The organism is Prevotella sp. oral taxon 306 str. F0472 (assembly GCF_000257925.1).
Classification (GTDB): domain Bacteria; phylum Bacteroidota; class Bacteroidia; order Bacteroidales; family Bacteroidaceae; genus Prevotella; species Prevotella vespertina.
This window is the reverse complement of sequence record NZ_AJIN01000045.1, coordinates 1-15,972: the sequence shown is the minus strand read 5'-3', so window position 1 is coordinate 15,972 and position 15,972 is coordinate 1. Positions and strand designations below refer to the sequence as shown.

Here is a 15,972-nt window from a genome sequence, read left to right as displayed (position 1 = left end):
ATGTATGTTTCTCTTTCTAACAAATAAGAGCGGCAAACGAGACTCGAACTCGCGACCCCGACCTTGGCAAGGTCGTGCTCTACCAACTGAGCTATTGCCGCAATAAAACATCTACTTACTCTAAAGATTGATGATTGTCGGGGCGACAGGATTCGAACCTGCGGCCGCCTGGTCCCAAACCAGGAGCGCTACCGGGCTGCGCTACGCCCCGTTGCATATCCAGGAATTATTAGCAGTATTTCTGAATTGCGAGTGCAAAGGTAGTACTTTTTTTTGAAACTACCAAATGTTTCTGCGATTTTTCTATCAAAAAGTTCATTTATTTTTTAAACAAAGAACTTTGGGCACCCAAAGAATATATGTAAAAGACTGATAAACAACACTATACATTTATCTACACCTACATAGGACAAAATAATACAGAAAATTACATTCCATCGTTGCCTGCATTATTTCAATTCAAATTTACTTTTAAAGGGTATTTTGCGACAAAGAGTTTAGCAAATAAGAAATATCAAAATGAAAACAAATGAAATTCATATCAATCACAAAATCACAATCACAAAATCACAAAATCAATTATGGTAGTATCGCATTTTTTCTTACTATAAATAATGTATCATTATATATTATTATTTATTAATAAGGTATTATATTATATAAGAACCCCTTTTTTACACATTGAAAATCCTTTTTGTGATTTTGTGATTGTGATTGTGTGATTGGGAATAAAAAGCTTGGGGGGGAGGCTGCTTTTACTTATCTCTCTGTAAAACAGATAGTTACAAAGGCATTTGCGGAACTTGTTACTCCAATACCCCCAAAAACGATTGCTTTCTGAATAAAGTTGCTTACCTTTGCAAACAGAGAACAGAAGCCCCACCCGACCTCCCCGAAAGGGGAGGAGGCAAGTTTGCAAGTATTTTGCAGAAATTATCTGAAAAAAGAGTCAAAAGTCCTTATCCTCTTATGTGCGCATAGGCACTCCTCCCCCTTCGGGGAGGCTGGGTGGGGCTCCTTCTCCCCGAGAGGGGAGGAGTGCAGTCGCGAGATTGCCCCAAAAAGTTTCAGAAGTTAGTGCTCGTATGCTTAGAGATAAGCGTTCTTAGCGTCAAAGATTAGCGTTAGCAAACTCAAAGATTAACCTTAGCAAGGTCAGAAATTAGCGTTAGCAAGATCAGAGTCAAAGGTAAATGCACTACAAAAGATTCTGATTAATGTGATTAGGAGAACTTGGATTTCAAAAAAAGAACATAGAAAAGAAAAAGAAGATTGCGTAATAACACACAACCTTCTCCTCTATTTCAGTGACGAAAATATCAATTAGAAGAAACTTCTACTTAATGATACCTTCTTCTTTAAAAATCTTCTTCAACGCCTGTACGCCACGCTCAACCTGCTCCTCTGTATGAGTAGCCATCAAAGCAAAACGAACAAGTGTATCTTGAGGTGCACAAGCAGGAGGAATAACAGGGTTGATAAACACACCTGCCTCATATGCCAACTTCGTTACAATAAAAGTCTTCTGTATATCACGAACATAAAGTGGAATGATCGGACTCTCTGTCTCACCAATCTCGAAACCCTCCTCCTTGAAACGCTTCAAAGCATAGTTTGTAACTTTCCATAAATGTTCTATACGCTCTGGTTCATTTTCTAAGATATGAAGAGCCTCTAAAGCCGCAGCTGTAGCTGAAGGTGTATTACTTGCAGAGAAGATGTATGTACGACATGTATGACGAAGATAATTGATTGTATCCTTGTCTCCTGCAATAAAACCACCTATTGATGCAAGACTCTTTGAGAACGTTCCCATGATCAAATCAACTTCATCTGTTACATGGAAATGATCACAAACGCCCCTACCCTGACGACCAAACACACCTAAACCATGTGCCTCATCAACCATAATAGAGCAGTTGTATTTATGCTTCAGTTTCACAATCTCTGGTAGATTAGCTAAATCACCTTCCATTGAGAAGACACCATCTACAACGATAAGTTTCACAGCCTCATGCGGAAGTTTCTGGAGAACACGCTCCAAATCCACCATATCATTATGCTTATAGTGAAGTTGAGTTGCGAAACTCAAACGACGACCATCAACAATACTAGCATGATCACGATCGTCGCAAATAATATAATCACCACGCCCAACAACCATTGCTAGAACGCCAGCATTGACGGAGAAACCAGTAGAGAAAACAAGAGCTTCATCCTTTCCTTCAAAAGCTGCAAGTTCTTTCTCTAATTGAACATGAAGATCCAACGTTCCATTCAAGAAACGACTACCTGCACACCCAGTACCATACTTGTCTAAAGCACGATGTGCTGCGTCTATAACACGCTGATCATTTGGCAGACCCGTATAGGCATTAGAGCCAAACATGAGAATCTCGTTTCCATCGATATCTGTAACTTCTGTTCCTTGCTTACTCGTAATCTCGCGGAAATAAGGATAAACTCCTGCTTCTATAAACTTCTGCGGATCACGGTAACTTTTGTACTTATCTTGTAACTGTCCCATTATATTTAATATGGTGTAGCCAACGACTACATAATAATTATTTTAGGTTGCAAAGATACTAACTTTGTACGACAAAAAGAACAATTTGATTAGAAAAGTGCTTTTTAAAGTTTTTTTCATACCCCTTTCTCAATAAGATATAAGATTAATGTGTAACTTTGCCGAAGGAACTATACTCTGACCATACAGCACTATGAATAAGAAAAGAATCGTTTTCATTCTTAATCCTATATCAGGAACTATCAGCAAGGCTGGTATTCCCGATCTTATTGAAGAACGACTTAACAAAAGTGAATTTGATTACAACATATTAGAAACACAATATGCAGGACATGCCACAGAGTTAGCAAAACAAGCAGTAAAAGAGGGCGTCAATATTGTCGTTGCTGTTGGAGGCGATGGGACTGTAAACGAAATCGGTAAATCATTAATCAACACATCGACTGCTATGGCAATCTTACCCTGTGGGTCAGGTAATGGACTTGCACGCCATTTAAATCTACCGATGAACCTCAAGAAATGTATAGATATCATAAATGAATGCGAAATTAGAGCCTTAGATTATGGTATCATTAATGAGCACCCTTTCTTCTGTACCTGTGGTATGGGCTTCGACGCATTTATATCAATGCAATTTGCTCAAGCTGGTAAACGAGGACCTATCACCTACATGCAAAAAGTTTTGGAAGAAGGACTCAAATACCAACCAGAAACTTATGAGATAGAAGATGAAGATGGAGTCAAACGCTACAAAGCCTTCCTCGTATCAGCCGCCAACGCTTCTCAATATGGTAACAACGCTTACATAGCTCCTCAAGCTTCTATGAGTGATGGACTATTAGACATCATTATCATGGAACCTTTCGATATTATTGAGGCACCACAAGTAGCTATTGAACTCTTTAACAAAACTCTTGACAAGAACCTCAAAATCAAAACTTTCAAAGCAAAGAAAATACATATCCATCGAAAGAAAGAAGGAGTAATCCACTACGATGGAGACCCCGTACTTTCTGGTGCTGACGTTGATATATCTATTGTGTCAAAGGGAATCAACATCGTGATTAATCACAATGCTGATAAGACACACAGACAGCCCAATATACTACAAACAGCTTTCTCTGAAATTTTCTATAACATTGACTTAATGAGGCAGGATATCACCAAACAAAGTAGAAAGGTGCAAGCTATCAACAAGACAATATTACGTAAGTTGAATATATAACTGTACCAATAAGAAGAATGGGCTTTACACTAAAAAACTTTCATATCACCCAAGAACATTCTGCTATGAAAGTTGGCACTGATGGTATACTCCTTGGAGCATGGGCGCAAGGTGGCGCAAGGATATTAGATATTGGAACAGGAACTGGACTTCTAGCCTTAATGATGGCTCAGCGTTTCCCTAATGCCTACATTGATGCTATAGAAATCGACGCTAAAGCATTAGAAGATGCAACGACCAACACACTATTATCGCCATTTAATAATAGAATTAGTCTCATCCATACTTCTTTACAAGAGTATCATCCAGATACATTCCAAACTGACTTTGACAACATTTATGATGCGATTGTGAGTAATCCCCCCTACTTTATAAAATCATTAAAAAGCCCTTTACAAGAAAGGACTATTGCAAGACACACAGACTCTTTAACACCCCATGATTTACTACATCACGCATCACGCCTATTGAAAGATGGAGGGCTTCTCTCTATCATTATTCCATCAGACAATAAAATTATTATAGAGTCAGAGGCTGTATTTTGTGGATTATCAACCACTAAAGTTGTTAATATAAAAACAAAAGAATCCAAGTCACCTAAACGGTGTTTACTCGAATTTAAAAAAACATTAACCACACCGAAAGAAGAGACAAACGTAACATTAATGCAAGACAATGGAGAGCGTTCAGAGTGGTACCATCATCTTACTAAAGATTTTTACATTAAGTAAGAAAACAACTCATCACCATAGAATTGCATCAAGGTTACAAAACATTAAAGCACACTAATTCTTCTGTCTTTCGCTTTTATTTTGTAACTTTGCAAGCTAATATAGGTATAACAAAACTTTATGAAACAAAATAGCTCAATACAGATGTTTACAGATTACGAAGGCGACTTACCTGACTTAAATATCAAAGTTAATGGTGAAATCCCCATTTTCGTAACCCGCAACCTCGTAATGTTCCCTGGAATCCTTTCCCCCATCCTTGTTGGAAGAAAGGCAACATTAGCATTGGTAAAATATTTGGAGAAAAATCCAGAAACCATCATTGCCATTGTAAGTCAGAAGGATAGCAATGTCAATGAGCCACAAGAGGACGACATCTATAAAACAGGTATCTATGCACGCTATGTACGTGCGTTTGATATGCCGGGCAATTATGAGGGAGATAACAAAACCATTATTTTACAAGGATTTGGCAAATGTCGTATCAAAGAGATAACGACCAAATCACCTTACATGAAAGGTTTTACTGAGGCGCTGCAAGAAGAAATGGATCCTAAGAAAGATAAGGAATTCATTACTGCTGTAGAAGACATGAAGTTAGTAGCTAAGGAGTATATTCATGGGAGCGAGGAAGTTCCTGATGATACTCAGCTTGCACTTGACAACATGGGCAACCCTATCATTGCTGTCAACTACACCTGCTCTACAATGCCTTTCCCCGTAGCTGATAAGATTCAAATGTTGGAAGAGAACTCCATAAAAGATCGTCTCTTCAGACTAATGAAGGTCTTAAATAGAGAGATCCAGTTCCAACATTTACGCCAAGATATTCGCTCAAAAACACGTGAGGATCTTGATGAACAACAGCGTGAATACTTTCTCCATCAACAAATTAAGAATATAAAGGAAGAACTTGGTGATGGCGATTCTGCACCAGATAAGAAGGAATTACTGGAAAAGGCAAAAAATAAGAAATGGTCACAAGATGTTGCTAAAATCTTCCAAAAAGAAATTGATAAGCTCGACACACTAAACCCTCAAAGTCCTGATTATAGCATACAAGTAAACTATCTTCAAACGATGGTAGCCTTACCATGGAATGAATATACAACTGATAATCTCGACTTAAAGCGTGCAAAGCGTATATTAGATAAAGATCATTATGGAATGGAGAAGGTCAAGGAGCGAATCCTTGAATATATAGCTGTATTACAATTACGTGGCAGTCTAAAGTCTCCTATCCTCTGCCTTTATGGTCCTCCAGGTGTAGGAAAGACTAGCTTAGGAGTAAGTATTGCAGAAGCTATGAAACGTAAGTATGTACGTGTATCGTTAGGTGGTTTACATGACGAGTCTGAAATTAGAGGTCATCGCAAGACTTACATAGGTGCTATGCCTGGTCGTATCATCAAGAACATACAAAAGGCAGGCTCTTCCAACCCTGTCTTCATCCTTGATGAGATTGATAAGATAACGCAAAACACCATTAATGGAGATCCCTCTTCTGCATTATTGGAAGTGCTTGACCCTGAACAGAATAGTGCTTTCCATGACAACTACCTTGACATAGATTATGACCTCTCAAAGGTACTTTTCATAGCAACAGCCAATGATCTCAATACAATTCCGAGACCCTTGTTAGATCGCATGGAATTAATCAATGTCTCAGGCTATATCACAGAAGAAAAGATAGAAATAGCAAAACGACACTTGATTCCAAAAGAGCTCGAAAATACGGGCTTAGATCAGTTAGAAGTTAAACCAAAGTTTACAAAGAGCGCATTAGAAAAGATTATTGAAAGTTACACACGTGAGAGTGGTGTACGTCAATTAGAGAAACAAATCAATAAGGTAATGCGTAAATTAGCATTTGAACAAGCGATGAATGCTAACTTACCTTACACGAAGATTACTCCAGATGCATTGGAAGATCTCATTGGCAAGCCTCCTTTCACACGTGATATTTATCAAGGAAATAAATACGCAGGTGTAGTAACAGGACTTGCTTGGACAAGTGTGGGGGGTGAGATATTGTTTATTGAGACTTCTCTATCAAAGGGAAAGGCTGGAAAGTTAACACTAACTGGTAATCTTGGAGATGTGATGAAGGAATCAGCGGTTATTGCACTCGAATATGTCAAAGCACACATTGATACTTTAGGGGTTGATTATCGTATCTTTGAACAATGGAACATACACATCCATGTGCCAGAAGGAGCAACACCAAAGGATGGTCCTTCCGCTGGTATAACTATTGCTACAAGTATAGCCTCAGCCCTTACACAACGCAAAGTGCGCAAAAACACTGCTATGACTGGCGAGATAACGCTTCGTGGTAAAGTTCTTCCAGTTGGTGGTATTAAAGAGAAAATCCTTGCCGCTAAACGTGCAGGTATTACAGATATCGTAATGTGTTCGGAGAACAAGAAAGATATTGAAGAAATACCTGAGATTTACAGAAAGGGTATTGAGTTCCACTTCGTTGAGAATATCAAACAAGTATGGGATTTCGCTCTTACCGATGAGCTGGTAGAACATCCAGTAGACTTCACTATATCTGAAGACAATAAAGCTACAAAGAAATGACATTTGAACTGCAACACACAGATAACGCAAGCGATGCACGTACAGGACTAATCACGACAGCCCATGGACAGATAAAGACTCCTATCTTTATGCCAGTGGGTACTGTGGGTTCTGTGAAAGGTGTACACTTTGAAGAACTACGAAGACAGGTAAAGGCGCAGATTATCTTAGGTAATACTTATCACCTTTATCTACGTCCAGGTTTAGATGTATTAAAAGCTGCAGGTGGCTTGCATGGCTTTAATGGTTGGGAGCGCCCTATCCTTACTGATTCAGGTGGGTTCCAAGTATTCTCATTAACTGGTATTCGTAAGTTATCAGAGGAAGGATGTGAGTTTAGGAGCCATATTGATGGTTCTAAGCATTTCTTCACACCAGAGAATGTTATGGATACAGAACGTATCATAGGTGCAGACATCATGATGGCGCTAGATGAATGTCCTCCAGGTCAAAGTGATTACGAATATGCAAAGAAGAGTCTAGGCATGACCCAACGTTGGTTAACTCGTTGTATCAAACGATTCAATGAGACCGAACCTCTCTATGGTTACGAGCAAAGCCTCTTCCCTATTGTTCAAGGATGCACCTACAAAGACTTACGTCGAGAGGCTGCTAAGTTTGTGACGGATCAAGGTGCTGATGGTAATGCCATTGGCGGACTAGCTGTCGGTGAGCCTACTGATGTTATGTATGAAATGATCGAGGTAGTTAATGAGATTCTACCTAAAGATAAGCCACGTTACTTGATGGGTGTAGGTACACCACAAAACATCCTTGAGGCTATCGAGCGTGGTGTTGATATGTTCGATTGCGTCATGCCTACACGTAATGGTCGTAATGCAATGCTCTTTACTTACAATGGAACGATGAATATGCGTAACAAGAAATGGGAGAAAGACTTCTCCCCTGTTGATCCTGACGGATGTGACATCGATCAAATTACAAGTAAAGCCTATCTACATCATCTATTCAAGGCAGGCGAACTATTAGCAATGCAGATTGCTAGTATACACAACTTAGCTTTCTATCTTCGTTTGGTAACAGACGCACGCACACATATTGAGCAAGGCGACTTCGTTCAGTGGAAGGCATCTGTAATTGAGCAATTAGGAAGAAGAATTTAAGGATACGCACAATGCATAAGGTCAAAGAGATTGTAAGCATAATTAAAGGATTACTAGGTAAGCTTAGTCAAAGGATTAAGCCTTGCCTACCTTATATATATAAGGTGGGAAACTTACTAAAGAAGATCTCCCCAACTAGATATCTTGGCATTCTTGATTGGTACATCATTAAGAAGTTCATTGGAACTTATATCTATGCCATCCTTTTGATTATCTCCATCGCTATTGTATTCGACTTTAATGAGAATCTCTCAAAGTTCACGCAATACCACGCACCATGGCGAGCCATCATCTTTGATTACTATGCCAACTTCATACCTTATTATTCCAACCTCTTCTCACCGCTATTTGTATTCATTGCTGTTATATTCTTCACATCTAAGTTAGCTGGAAACTCGGAGATTATAGCAATGTTAGCAGCAGGCGTGTCTATAAAGAGGTTAATGCGTCCTTACATGCTCTCATGCGTAGTCATTGCAGGCTTAACATTCTATCTCAATAGCTTTGTCATCCCCCATGGCACTGTTATCAGACAGAACTTTGAAACCTTATATCGTAATTCGAAGAAGAATACATCTGCGGAGGACATCCAACTATTTGTAGCTAAGAACACCACTGCTTATATCCAGAATTATGACGACCAATACAAGCGTGGTTATGGCTTTTCGCTTGTTAAGATCAAAAACAAGAAGATTGTAAGTCACTTAACCGCAATGGAGATTCAATATGATACGATTGCTGACTCAAAGTATCATTGGAAGTTAAGTAACTGGAAAATAAGAACGCTCAAAGGACTGAAGGAACACATTCAGAGTGGAGCAACTAAGGACACGGTTCTACTCATGGAGCCTACTGACCTTGTATATTCAAAAGGACAACAAGAAACTTTCACTTCACCAGAGCTTCTTGATTATATTTCTAAGCAGACAAGTCGTGGCTCAGGGAATGTGGTGCAATATGAGGTTGAGTTCCATAAACGTATAGCCATGTCGTTCTCCTCTTTCATATTGACGATTATTGGATTGACTCTTTCTTCTCGCAAGCGAAAAGGTGGAATGGGGCTATCGTTAGGTATAGGTCTTGCATTGAGCTTCAGCTATATTATGTTGCAAACTGTTTCTGCTACCTTCGCTATCCAAGACAACACACCACCAATGCTCGCGGCATGGATACCGAACATTATCTTTGCTATTGTCGCATACTTCTGTTATAGACATGCACCAAGTTAATAAGGAGAGTTAGAAGAAGAAGTAAGAACTACCCTCTGTGACAAAGAGGATAAATTGTAAATTATGTTTTTTGAAGATTTAGATTTAAACGATAATGTACTCGACGCACTCTATGATATGCGTTTTGATAAATGTACGCCCGTACAAGAGAAGTGCATTCCAGAAATATTAAAAGGTCACGACGTATTAGGCGTTGCACAAACAGGAACTGGTAAGACTGCGGCTTATCTCTTGCCAGTATTATCTAAATTAGCCGATGGAGGCTACCCAGAGTCTGCCATAAATTGTGTGATCATGTCACCAACACGCGAACTCGCACAGCAGATTGACCAAGCAATGCAAGGTTTTGCTTATTATCTGAATGGCGTTTCCTGCGTTGCTGTCTATGGTGGCAATGATGGCAATCGCTATGACCAGGAACTTAAGAGTTTATCGCTCGGAGCCGATGTCGTCATAGCTACTCCTGGGCGTTTCATCTCTCACCTTTCATTAGGCAATGTTGATTTGTCAAAGGTTAGCTTCTTCATTCTTGACGAGGCTGATCGTATGCTTGATATGGGTTTCTCTGAGGACATTATGACCATTGCCAAGAAGCTCCCTAGTACTTGCCAAACGATTATGTTCTCGGCTACAATGCCTAAGAAGATTGAGGAACTCGCTAAGACACTGCTAAAGAATCCAGTAGAAATCAAGTTAGCTGTCAGCAAACCTGCAGAAAAGATACATCAGATGGCATACGTGTGTTACGAAACACAGAAGATGGGGATACTCAAGGATGTCTTCAAAGGTGGAAACATGAAGCGTGTCATTATTTTCTCTGGATCGAAACAAAAGGTTAAGCAGATTGCTGGTTCGCTTAGTCGTAAGCATATCAACTGCGGTGAGATGCACTCCGACCTTGACCAAGAGCAGCGTAACGACATAATGTTCAAGTTCAAGAGCGGGCAAGTTGACGTCTTAGTGGCAACTGATATTGTCTCACGTGGTATTGATATTGATGACATCACAATGGTTATTAATTATGATGTGCCACACGATGTAGAAGACTATGTACATCGCATTGGTCGTACTGCACGTGCTGATCATGATGGAACTGCTATCACACTTGTGAATGAAGATGACATCTACTTCTTTCAGCAGATTGAGTCATTCTTAGGTAAGGAGATCGAGAAGGTTCAACTACCTGATGGATTGGGCGAAGCACCAGAGTATAAGAGCAACGGAAAGCCTAAGAGGGGAGCTAGCGCAAAGAGCATTCGCAGGAAGAATAGGGACTATCAAAGTCACAAGGATAAGAAACAGGGCAATAACAAGCAACGTTCAAGACGCCCCGAACAGCAAAGTCAAGAATCTTCTGACAATAAGGTGCAGCACTCGCAGGAGCGTAAGCCTAACTACAGGCAGAAGAACAAAGCGCAAGAACAGCAGAACAATAATAACAATGCTGTTGAGGTAAAGAGCGCAAACAAGCGGAATAATCGTCAAGACAAGAATAGGCAAACTGACAAGCAGACGAAGCCTAACAATAACAGACGAAACGACAAGGAGGCTGCAAACAATAAGGAGGCTAGTCAGAAGACGAACGCTCAACAAAATAGAAAGCCTAACAACAAAAAGAAGAAGAATAACAATCGTCAGCGTAACACGAACGAGAAGGGTGCTAGAAGAAGTACGAAGTACGATATTCGTGAAGAGCTACCAACAAGTTCTAAGAGTGACTCTGGATTGAAAGCACTGATAAAGAAGCCGCTTAAGTGGCTCCGTAATCTTGGAAAGAAATAACATCCGATGATGATAATGCCTGTAGCTATACGCAAGTAAGCTACAGGCTTTCTTTTTACCATAACTTTTCTCTGCATGATACTTCAACTTAAAGTACAATGAGACTTTAAGTTAAAGTACGATTGCCCTTTAAGTTAAAGTACAAATGGAGTTTAAGTTAAAGTACAAGCGCACTTTAACTTAATGCACAAAAAGCCACACTAGAAAAGCACAAAGAACGTAAAGATGCAACCCTATAGCAAGCACTATTTAACCTTGTTAAGGAGCATAACCTTCCTTCTTCTGTTTCTCCAAAAATCGTTGTATTGCAACCTTACTTTTCAACGTTTTTGTATGTGCAGAATAAAGATCACCATAATACACCTCACGATAGAAAGGTCCCCAATGTTCCTCTATTCTCACATTATCAGAATTAGTTGTAAAGAAGCCATAAAGTTCTGTGACTCGATACTTATCATCTTCATAAGTTACCTGAGTAGTTTCGCTATCTGACATCAGAAGCCATGAGTAGAAGATTTGTATAACAAATAGAACAGGCACCATTACCCATAACAAACTATACAAACAACCTATAAGTACCTCATAATTCTGCTCCCACCGACACCTAACAAAACGAATAAGAAAGAAAAGAACTAACCAGGGAAGTGTAAACTGAGCAAACTTTGTAATAACAGGATAGAATGACCATGGAGATAACCAAACAACAATCAACCATAGAAGTTCGATACACAATAGGTATCGTAATAACTTAATTAGCCCTTTCTTGTACATACACTCACACTTATAAAAGGTTATAAACCAGACATTACAACAAACGACAAATAACTCATTTTATTATCCTTAAAGCCACGAAACAACCTACAACGATTGAAACTACAATGCAAAATCAAATAAGACCAACGTTGTTTATTCCCGTTTAATTTATTACTTTTGCAAGTGATTTTAAAATAAAAGTATGAAACTATCAACAATTGCACTCACAATCATGCTAGGGATCAGTTCATCCTCCATGGCACAACAGAAAGATATTACCATTAAGATCGTTGAAACATCTGACGTACATGGCTCGTTCTTTCCTTACGACTTCATTACACGTAAGCCAAAGAGCGGTTCCATGGCAAGAGTAAATACTTTCGTTGAAGACTTACGTAAGAAGGAGGGTAAAGAGAATGTTTACCTATTGGATAACGGAGATATCTTGCAAGGGCAACCTATCTCTTATTATTACAACTACGTAGCTCCTGAGAAAACGAATATTGCAGCGAGTGTGCTCAACTATATGGGATATGATGCTGCCACTGTAGGTAACCATGATATTGAGACAGGGCATAGTGTCTATGACAAGTGGTTTAAAGAACTGCACTTCCCTATTCTTGGTGCAAATATCATCAATACTAGAACTAACAAACCTTACATTCTTCCTTATACGGTCATCAAAAAGAAGAACGGACTGAAAGTATGTGTTATCGGTATGCTGACACCTGCAATACCTAACTGGTTGAAGGAAACAATATGGAGTGGACTTCGTTTCGATGAGATGGTTTCATGCGCTAAACGTACCATGGCAGAGGTGAAAAAGAAGGAGAATCCTGACGTTATAGTTGGTTTGTTCCATTCTGGTTGGAATGGAGGTATCAAGACGCCCCAATATGATGAGGATGCATCTCAAAAGGTGGCGCAGGAGGTTCCTGGCTTTGATGTTGTCTTCTTCGGACACGATCACACGCCTCATAATTCAACCGAACGAAACATCATAGGTAAGGAAGTCATCTGCCTTGACCCTGCTAACAATGCGCAACGCGTAGCAATGGCGACACTAACATTGACTCCTAAGAACATCAAAGGAAAGAAACAATACACATTGACGAAGGCAAAAGGCGAACTCGTGGATGTGAGGGACTTGAAAGCTGATGAGGCTTTCATTAAGCATTTCCAACCAGAGATAGATGCTGTAAAACAATGGAGTGAACAGGTGATTGGTAATTTTGAAAATACAATCTACACGAAGGACTGCTTCTTCGGTAATTCTGCTTTCAACGATCTAATCCTCGACCTGGAACTAAAGATTACAAAGGCTGATATTGCCTTTAACGCTCCTCTACAATTTAACTCTGTTATCAAGGCTGGTCCTGTAACAGTGGGCGATATGTTCAACCTTTATAAATACGAAAACCAACTCTGTGTGATAAAGATGACTGGCGAAGAGATTCGCAAGCACCTTGAAATGAGTTACGACTTATGGGTAAACACGATGAAGAGTCCTGATGATCATCTGTTGTTACTCTCTAACACGCAGAATGATGCACAACGTTTAGGCTTCAAGAACTTCTCATTTAACTTCGATTCTGCTGCTGGTATCGATTATACGGTTGATGTAACTAAACCTAATGGCGAGAAAGTTCACATCTTACGTATGAGCAATGGGCAACCCTTCGATGAGCATAAATGGTACACTGTGGCTGTTAATAGTTATCGTGCAAATGGCGGTGGGGAACTACTCACAAAGGGAGCTGGAATACCACATGATTCACTTCAAAGTAGGATAATCTGGGAGAGTCCGAAAGATCAACGCCATTACCTCATGGAAGAGATCAAGAAGGCTGGTACTATGAATCCGCAAGCACATCAAAATTGGAAGTTCATACCAGAAGAGTGGACCGTCCCAGCAGCTGCACGTGACCGTAAGCTCTTGTTTGGAGAATAAGTTAGAAGGGAGCATAAACTTCATAAACAGCTGATTATAACTATCATAAAGATGAAATATTACTGGTTTATCTTTTGTAAGACCGACCTTCTGTTAGAGAAGGTTGGTAATAACTATACCATTCCACTTTCAGAAGAACCACCTATCGCCTTACGTCCTTGGACTCATGTGATGAATATTGGTCCAACGGAGGATGGTACAGAGGTAAAGGCTTTCATGATTGATAGTCCTGTAACTGATAATCCCAATTACGAGATGTGCGGACTTAGACCTTCCTTTTATCTTCTTTCAACTGAATTGTACTTGAAGGCTGGCAAATGTCATGAACTGCTTTACTGGGATCAGAACACAAAATTCTGCGGTGTGTGTGGAGCACCCATGAAAATGCACACAGACATATCGAAACGTTGCACGAATTGTGCGAAAGAAGTATGGCCACAATTAGCGACAGCTATTATCGTCCTTGTTCATAAAGGTGATGAAGTGTTGCTAGTTCATGCACGCAATTTCAAATCTGACTTCTTTGGATTAGTTGCAGGTTTCGTTGAAACAGGAGAAACACTAGAAGAAGCAGTGCATCGTGAAGTAGCTGAAGAAACAGGTATCAAGATAAAGAACCTACGATACTTCGGTTCCCAACCCTGGCCTTATCCTTGTGGGCTAATGGTGGGCTTCAATGCAGATTATGATGGAGGCGATTTACAGTTACAGCAAAGCGAAATATCAAAAGGAGCATGGTTCACAAAAGAGAATCTGCCCAATATTCCTGAACGTTTGTCAATCGCGCGCATGATTCTTGATGATTGGATAAATCAAACTTCAATATAAACTAAAGAGTATTTAAACCTTAAAACAATGATGACTTTCTTAGAAAAAGCCCTTGGCTTTAACCCCAAGTCAATGAAGCTCCGTACTGAACTTATTGCAGGAGCTACAACCTTCTTAACGATGAGCTATATCTTAGCCGTCAATCCTGCTATCCTTACCTCCACAGGAATGGATAAAGGCGCATTGTTCACTGGTACAGCCTTAGCAGCTGCTATTGCTACCTTGTTATTGGCTTTCATGGCTAAGCTACCATTTGCACAAGCCCCTTCCATGGGTCTTAATGCTTTCTTTGCTTACACGCTTTGCCAAACTATGGGTTATTCTTGGCAACACTCTTTAGCTATTATGCTTATTGAGGGAATTGTCTTCATCCTCATTACTTTCTTTAATGTACGTGAGATGATTCTCGATTCTATACCGAACAATTTACGATACGCCATATCAGCGGGTATCGGTATGTTCATTGCCTTTATAGGACTCAAGAATGCAGAAATTATCGTTGCGAAAGATGCTACCTTTGTTGGGCTTGGTGCTTTCACTCCTAGTTGTATTCTTGGTATAATTGCCATCTTATTGAGTGGTGTGTTAATGGCTAAGAATGTCAAAGGTTCGCTATTCTGGAGTATTATTATTACAACCGTCATCGGTATTCCTTTAGGAGTAACAGTTATTCCTAGTAGTTGGATGCCTTTCTCTGCACCACAAGATATTAGTCCGATATTCTGTAAGTTCGACTTTAGTGGTCTTTTGAACCTCAAGACGGTATTGGTTGTCTTTTCATTGTTATTGGTAAATATCTTTGATACGATTGGTACTCTTATGGGCTTAGCAGATAAGACGGGTATTGTGGAACCAAATGGTAATATCCCACGCGTAAAAGAAGCTATGATGAGTGATGCCATAGGAACTACCTGCGGTGCAATGTTAGGTAGCTCAACACTTACAACTTACGTTGAGAGTGCAAGCGGCATTGCCGAAGGTGGTCGTTCTGGTGTAACTGCATTCTTTGTAGGTATTCTGTTCCTTGTATCACTCTTCCTCTCCCCTATCTTCATGCTTATTCCAAGTGCTGCAACAAGTGGAGCTTTGGTTATGGTAGGTGTGTTGATGATTGATTCCGTGAAGAAGATTAACTTGAATGATATTACAGAGTCATTCCCAGCCTTCATCACAATGATAACCATGGTGCTCTGCTACTCTATCGCTGATGGTATCTGTCTAGGTATTTTGTCATTT

11 protein-coding genes and 2 tRNA genes are annotated in these 15,972 nt (G+C 39.8%); 9 read left to right on the top strand and 4 right to left on the bottom strand.

The genetic code is table 11. From position 1 onward, the window contains the following. Positions 1–28 precede the first annotated feature (28 nt). From HMPREF9969_RS07025 to spt, 3 genes are all read right to left on the bottom strand, one after another. Positions 29–101, bottom strand: a tRNA-Gly gene (locus HMPREF9969_RS07025). 36 nt (positions 102–137) lie between these two features. Further along, positions 138–211: transfer RNA gene (locus tag HMPREF9969_RS07020), tRNA-Pro, on the bottom strand. A gap of 1,125 nt (positions 212–1,336) precedes the next feature. Then, complete coding sequence (gene spt / locus HMPREF9969_RS07015; RefSeq protein ID WP_009435141.1) at positions 1,337–2,527, bottom strand: serine palmitoyltransferase; 1,191 nt, start codon at positions 2,525–2,527, stop codon at positions 1,337–1,339. Positions 2,528–2,720: 193 nt separating this feature from the next. Between spt and HMPREF9969_RS07010 the strand changes: the two genes are divergently transcribed. The 6 genes from HMPREF9969_RS07010 (at position 2,721) to HMPREF9969_RS06985 (ending at position 11,204) form a co-directional block, all read left to right on the top strand. Further along, positions 2,721–3,752 (top strand): diacylglycerol/lipid kinase family protein, encoded by a 1,032-nt coding sequence (locus HMPREF9969_RS07010; RefSeq protein WP_009435144.1) that lies wholly within the window; start codon positions 2,721–2,723, stop codon positions 3,750–3,752. 17 nt (positions 3,753–3,769) lie between these two features. Then, positions 3,770–4,483 (top strand): tRNA1(Val) (adenine(37)-N6)-methyltransferase, encoded by a 714-nt coding sequence (locus HMPREF9969_RS07005; protein WP_009435145.1) that lies wholly within the window; start codon positions 3,770–3,772, stop codon positions 4,481–4,483. A gap of 120 nt (positions 4,484–4,603) precedes the next feature. After that, a complete protein-coding gene (gene lon, locus HMPREF9969_RS07000; RefSeq protein WP_009435138.1) occupies positions 4,604–7,069 on the top strand; it encodes an endopeptidase La in 2,466 nt (821 codons plus the stop codon). Then, entirely contained in the window at positions 7,066–8,193 is a 1,128-nt protein-coding gene (gene tgt / locus HMPREF9969_RS06995) for a tRNA guanosine(34) transglycosylase Tgt (RefSeq protein WP_009435140.1), read from the top strand. The genes lon and tgt overlap by 4 nt, the downstream gene beginning before the upstream one ends. A gap of 11 nt (positions 8,194–8,204) precedes the next feature. Next, complete coding sequence (locus HMPREF9969_RS06990; protein WP_009435142.1) at positions 8,205–9,422, top strand: LptF/LptG family permease; 1,218 nt, start codon at positions 8,205–8,207, stop codon at positions 9,420–9,422. A 63-nt stretch (positions 9,423–9,485) separates the two neighbouring features. Beyond that, positions 9,486–11,204 carry a DEAD/DEAH box helicase gene (locus HMPREF9969_RS06985; protein ID WP_009435143.1) on the top strand — a complete coding sequence of 573 codons (1,719 nt, stop codon included), beginning with the start codon at positions 9,486–9,488 and terminating at the stop codon, positions 11,202–11,204. 258 nt (positions 11,205–11,462) lie between these two features. On the opposite strand, the gene HMPREF9969_RS06980 is transcribed toward HMPREF9969_RS06985, so the two are convergent. Continuing rightward, the gene (locus HMPREF9969_RS06980; protein ID WP_009435147.1) at positions 11,463–11,975 is read right to left on the bottom strand and encodes a hypothetical protein; all 513 of its coding nucleotides are present in this window, start codon (positions 11,973–11,975) and stop codon (positions 11,463–11,465) included. A 184-nt stretch (positions 11,976–12,159) separates the two neighbouring features. Between HMPREF9969_RS06980 and HMPREF9969_RS06975 the strand changes: the two genes are divergently transcribed. From HMPREF9969_RS06975 to HMPREF9969_RS06965, 3 genes are all read left to right on the top strand, one after another. Then, positions 12,160–13,908: a bifunctional metallophosphatase/5'-nucleotidase gene (locus tag HMPREF9969_RS06975; protein WP_009435139.1), complete on the top strand. Its 1,749-nt coding sequence runs from the start codon at positions 12,160–12,162 to the stop codon at positions 13,906–13,908. 51 nt (positions 13,909–13,959) lie between these two features. Next, positions 13,960–14,736 carry an NAD(+) diphosphatase gene (gene nudC, locus HMPREF9969_RS06970; RefSeq protein WP_004383324.1) on the top strand — a complete coding sequence of 259 codons (777 nt, stop codon included), beginning with the start codon at positions 13,960–13,962 and terminating at the stop codon, positions 14,734–14,736. Positions 14,737–14,766: 30 nt separating this feature from the next. Continuing rightward, a partial coding sequence (locus HMPREF9969_RS06965; protein ID WP_009435146.1) for an NCS2 family permease occupies positions 14,767–15,972 on the top strand: 1,206 nt, incomplete at its 3' end.

Excerpts from the sequence above, each read along its gene's own strand:
- nudC (WP_004383324.1), top strand. The coding sequence starts at position 13,960 with ATGAAATATTACTGGTTTATCTTTTGTAAGACCGACCTTCTGTTAGAG.
- HMPREF9969_RS06975 (WP_009435139.1), top strand. The coding sequence starts at position 12,160 with ATGAAACTATCAACAATTGCACTCACAATCATGCTAGGGATCAGTTCA.
- lon (WP_009435138.1), top strand. The coding sequence starts at position 4,604 with ATGAAACAAAATAGCTCAATACAGATGTTTACAGATTACGAAGGCGAC.
- tgt (WP_009435140.1), top strand. The coding sequence starts at position 7,066 with ATGACATTTGAACTGCAACACACAGATAACGCAAGCGATGCACGTACA.
- spt (WP_009435141.1), bottom strand. The coding sequence starts at position 2,527 with ATGGGACAGTTACAAGATAAGTACAAAAGTTACCGTGATCCGCAGAAG.
- HMPREF9969_RS07005 (WP_009435145.1), top strand. The coding sequence starts at position 3,770 with ATGGGCTTTACACTAAAAAACTTTCATATCACCCAAGAACATTCTGCT.
- HMPREF9969_RS06985 (WP_009435143.1), top strand. The coding sequence starts at position 9,486 with ATGTTTTTTGAAGATTTAGATTTAAACGATAATGTACTCGACGCACTC.
- HMPREF9969_RS07010 (WP_009435144.1), top strand. The coding sequence starts at position 2,721 with ATGAATAAGAAAAGAATCGTTTTCATTCTTAATCCTATATCAGGAACT.
- HMPREF9969_RS06980 (WP_009435147.1), bottom strand. The coding sequence starts at position 11,975 with ATGTACAAGAAAGGGCTAATTAAGTTATTACGATACCTATTGTGTATC.
- HMPREF9969_RS06990 (WP_009435142.1), top strand. The coding sequence starts at position 8,205 with ATGCATAAGGTCAAAGAGATTGTAAGCATAATTAAAGGATTACTAGGT.